Here is a 4669-nt window from a genome sequence, read left to right as displayed (position 1 = left end):
CCCCGCGGGCAGCGGGCCGGGTCGCACCCCTCCGAGCAGCGGCCCCTCCTCGCGGCTGCCGGACATGACGAGACCCGCGCCGCCCAGGTCGCGGATCCGGGCGACGAACGGGTCGAACAGCGCGCGCGAGGCGCCGGCGCTGCGCCGGGCCAGGACGACCGACAGGCCGATGTCCCGGGCGTGCGGCAGGAAGCGCGCCAGGGGCTGCAGCGGGTTGCCCCCTCCCGTGATGACGAGGTCGAGGTCGTCGACGAGGAGGTAGATCCTGGGTCCGCTCCACCACGACCGCGCGCGCAGCTCCTCGGCCGTGACGTCGGCGCCGGGCATGCGCTCGTCGAGGACCTGCGCCAGGTGCTCGACCATGGGCACGAGGGCCGTCTCGGTGGGCGCGTATCCCGCGAGGTGGTCCCCGGTGACCTCGCCGAGCATCGTGCGCCGGTAGTCCACCACGATGAGCTTGGCGTGTTCGGGGGTGTTCCCCGCGACCAGCCCGCGGGACAGCGACCGCAGAAGGGAGGTCTTCCCGCACTCCGAGTCGCCCAGCACCAGCATGAGCGGGTCGCCCTCCAGGTCGGCGTAGACCACCGTGAGGTCGGCCTCGTCCACGCCGAGCGGGAGGCGGGTGCGACGACCGTCGGCGTCGGGACGGGCCAGGCTCGCGACCTGCGCGTAGGGCAGCACCTCGGGCAGCATCCGGACGGGGGCGGCGCCGACGTCGCCCACCCGGGCGCGCCACCGCCGGGCGAGGTGACGCGAGGCCTCGGCGGTCGCGTCGGCCATACCCTCCGGGTCGACCCGACCGTCGAGCCGGGGCTGGTAGACCAGCATGTGATCGCGGGTGCGGGTGAGTCCCCGCCCCGGGGCGGCCGGGACCGTCATCGCCGCGCGCCGGTCGATCATGGAATCGGTGGGATCACCCAGGCGCAGCTCGACCCTGGTACCGAGGGCGTCGCGCAGCGCCGGCCGCAGGTCCGCCCAGCGGGAGGCGGACAACACCACGTGGATCCCATAGGACAGCCCGTCCGCGGCCAGGCCCAGGACCACGGCCTCGAGGTCCTCGAACTCGGTGCGCAGGGCCTGCCATCCGTCGAGTACCAAAAGGACGTCGGGGTACTCCGCCACGGGGCGCCCGTTCCGGTCGATCTCCCGACGGCGCGCCTGGTCGACGGAGGTGATACCCGCCTCGTGGAAGGCGGTCTCGCGACGACGACGCTCGGCGTCCACCTCGGCGATCGTGCGCCGGATTCTCTCCTCCTCGCCGCGGCGGGCGACCCCGCCCACGTGCGGCAGGTCCGCGACTGACTGCAGCAGTCCGCCGCCGAGGTCCACGACGTATACCGACAGCCGGTCGGGCTCGGTGGTCGCGGCCGCGGACAGCACGAGGGTGCACAGCGTCGTCGACTTGCCGGAGCGGGTGCCGCCGACGACGGCGACGTTGCCGTCGGCCCCGGACAGGTCCACGTACCAGGTGTCGCGGCGCTGCTCGAACGGCAGGTCCACCTCGGCGAGCGGGAACCGCAGCCCGACCGGCCGGACGGCCGCGATCGCGGCCCCCGCCGGGTCCGAGCCGGTCGGCTCGGTGCCCGTCGGTTCGGTGCCCGTCGGTTCGGTGCCCACGGCCGAGTCCAGCGGTGCCCCCTCCCCCAGAGGGGCCAGCCACACCTCGTGCGCGGGTCGGCCGTGCCCGGCGAGCCGGCCCACCAGGACGTCGAGGAGGCTCGCCGCCCCCTCCGCGCCGTCGGTGTCCGCGCCGTCCCCGGGAACGAGGTCCTCCTCGTCGTCGCCTCCGATCACCACCGGTGGGGTCGGCACCGGCATGTACCAGGCGGTGAACGGCCGCACCGCGGCCCGGGCGGCGACCATGGCCACCGTGGAACCGTCGAGGCGTCGGTCCTCGGTGTACGGACCGGAGACATAGGCGGCGTCGAACCGCACCGGGTCGCCGGCGTCCACCTTGAGGTAGCCGGCGCCCGGGGTCGCGGGCAGGTGGTAGGCGTCGGTCACGCCCAGAACCGTGCGGGACTCGGTGGCCGAGAACGTCTTGAGCGCGATCCGGTAGGACAGGTGGCTGTCCAGCCCGCGCAGCCGTCCCTCCTCGAGGCGCTGGGAGGCGAGCAGCAGGTGGATGTGCAGGGACCGCCCGAGGCGCCCGATCGTGAGGAACAGCTCGGCGAACTCGGGCTTGGAGGACAGCAGTTCGGAGAACTCGTCGACCACGATCACCAGCGCGGGGAGCGGGTCCAGCGGGGCGCCCTTGGCGCGGGCGGCCTCGTACTCCGCGACGTTCGAGTAATTGCCGGCCGCGCGGAGCACCTCCTGGCGCCGGGTGAGCTCCCCCTCGAGGGCGTCCCGCATGCGGTCCACCATGGTGACCTCGGCCTGCAGGTTGGTGATGACCGCGGCGACGTGCGCCAGCGACTCCAGCCCGAGGAACGTGGCGCCGCCCTTGAAGTCCACCAGCACGAGATTGAGCGAATCGGGGTCGTGGGTGGCGACGAGGCCCAGCACGAGGGTGCGCAAAAACTCGGACTTGCCGGATCCGGTCGCGCCGATGCACAGCCCGTGCGGACCCATGCCACCGTGAGCTGCCTCCTTGAGGTCCAGCTCCACAGGCGCGCCGTCAGGACTAACCCCCACGGGCACGCGCAGCCGGTCGCGCTCGCCGCGGCGTCGCCACGCGACCGCCGGGTCGACCTGGGTGGCCACGCCGATCCCCAGCAGGTCGGGCAGGCCGGGCGCGCGGCGGGTCGAGGTGGAGCCGTCGGCGTGGGTCACCGTGTCGGCGGGCCGGTAGCGCGACAGCGCCATGGCCAGGCGTTCGGCCTCCGGCGGGCTCATCGCGTCGACACACGCGACCTCCTCCTCCCCCGCCTCGGTGCGGACGCGCGCCACACGATCATCGTCGACGCGGATGCACAGACCCCGGCGCAGCGCGAGGTCGCGCAGCTGCCCGGCGCGGCTGCCGGAGACCTCGAGCACCGTGACGCCGTCGAGACCGTCCTCGGCCAGGAGACGCTCGGCGCCGGTGACGCCGACCCCGTCGACGACGACGACGAGGTGCGCCCGCCCCGGGACACCGGCCGCGCTCGGGGAGAAGGCGGGACGGTCCGAGAGGTCGGTCCCGAGCATCGACTCGACCCCGGCGAGCGAGAACTCGGTGAGCCGGACCCGCCCGCCGCCGTCGGTGTAGACGGGGTGTTCGTGGTGCGGGAGCCATTTGAGCCACTCCCAGGCCCGGCGGGCGTCGCCCTCGCTCGCGGCCACCGCGACGCGGACCCGGTCGGGACCGTGGGCCACCACGAGGCCGGCGATCATGGCGCGTACGGCGGCGCGTACGCGGTCGACGTCGCCGTCGAGGGACAGGGCGGCGAACGCGCGCAGTTCCAGCGCGACGGGCAGCTCGTCGACCACCGAGTGCACGCGGACGAAGCGTCGCATGCTCACCACCGACACCGGCTCCAGGTCGTCGACGGGACCGGCGTCCGGGGCCTCGAGCCGGGTCGCGAGCGACTGGCGGCCGGGGCCCACGCGGATGGTGAGGTCGTCGGGATCCGACTCGTCGCGCTCCCACATGCGGGGCGTACCGACGAGCGCGGGCAGCTCGACGGGGTCCGGGTGGCGCCACAGTGCGGCCGCCCGCTGCGCGGCCGCGGTCTCACGGACGATGTCCCTGGTCTGACCGAGGTAGCGCAGGTAGTCCTTGCGCAGTTCGTCCGTCTCGGCGGTCTTGCTCCCGCCGGTCAGCGTGCCGGCGAGCATGCCCACCGCCGAGACGGCCATCATCACGGGGAAGAGCATGAACACGGGGTTGCGCATCATTCCCGTGCGCATCATCACCACGACCATCCCGCCCACGGCCACCACCAGGACGATCGGCAGCACGATCTGGATGAGCGGACGCGGGGTCGGCCGCGGCAGGGCGGGCGGCGCCTGCAGCGCGATCTCGCCGCCGGGTATGGGCGGGGCGTCGAGCTTCTCGGCGCGCGCGAACACGACGTCACCCATCAGCGGCACCCGTGTGCGTCATCTGCGATCGTCCCCTCCACTGCCGACGGGCGCGCGGCGCGCCGCCGGGAGTTGGGGCCCCCACGAGCGCCCTTCCGCCCCGACAATGATCGGCGTATCGGGTGGCGATGTTAGGGCAGTACACGTCCTGGCGGGGGCACCAACCGGGAACGAGCAGGAGGTCGGTGAGATGTCGGCGGACAGTGAGATCAGGGGCGTCGCCGCGGGCGTCGAACCCCTGGACCAGCGCCGGGTGTCGGTGGTGTGCCGCTCCACCCGGGTGGATCTGAGTCTGCCCGCCCACCTCGAGCTGGTCGCGGTGATCCCGGAGGTCGTGGACCTCGTCCGCGACCACATCCGCGCGGCCGCGGGCCCGGCGTCGGGGGTGGACGTCGACGCCCGGATGGGCGGCGGCACCGGCGGGTCCTGGCAGCTGTCCCGACTGGCCGGCGGCCCGCTGGCCGTGTCGGAGACCCTCGCCCAGCAGCGCGTCCACGACGGCGAGATACTCGTGCTGGACCACCGCCCGGTGCCGACGCCCGCCCCGCTGTTCGACGACGTCCTACAGGGACTGACCGAGCCGGACGTGGCCCGCTCCGCCTCGTGGGACCGCCGTGACGCGGTCACCACCGCGACCGCCGCGACCGCTGTCGTGGCGGTCGCC

Annotated in this window: 2 protein-coding genes; one reads left to right on the top strand and one right to left on the bottom strand. The window is 74.1% G+C overall.

From position 1 onward, the window contains the following. The coding region (gene eccCa / locus HMPREF3086_RS13470; protein WP_070722382.1) for a type VII secretion protein EccCa at positions 1 to 4005 on the bottom strand (4005 nt) is incomplete at its 3' end. Between the two features lie 190 nt (positions 4006 to 4195). Between eccCa and HMPREF3086_RS13465 the strand changes: the two genes are divergently transcribed. Next, a partial coding sequence (locus HMPREF3086_RS13465; protein WP_210401875.1) for an EsaB/YukD family protein occupies positions 4196 to 4669 on the top strand: 474 nt, incomplete at its 3' end.

Origin of the sequence: Dietzia sp. HMSC21D01, from assembly GCF_001815995.1 — a bacterium.
GTDB classification, from domain to species: Bacteria; Actinomycetota; Actinomycetes; order Mycobacteriales; family Mycobacteriaceae; genus Dietzia; species Dietzia cinnamea.
The sequence above is the reverse complement of the archived record's forward strand: the minus strand, read 5'-3'. Positions and strand labels throughout refer to the sequence as shown.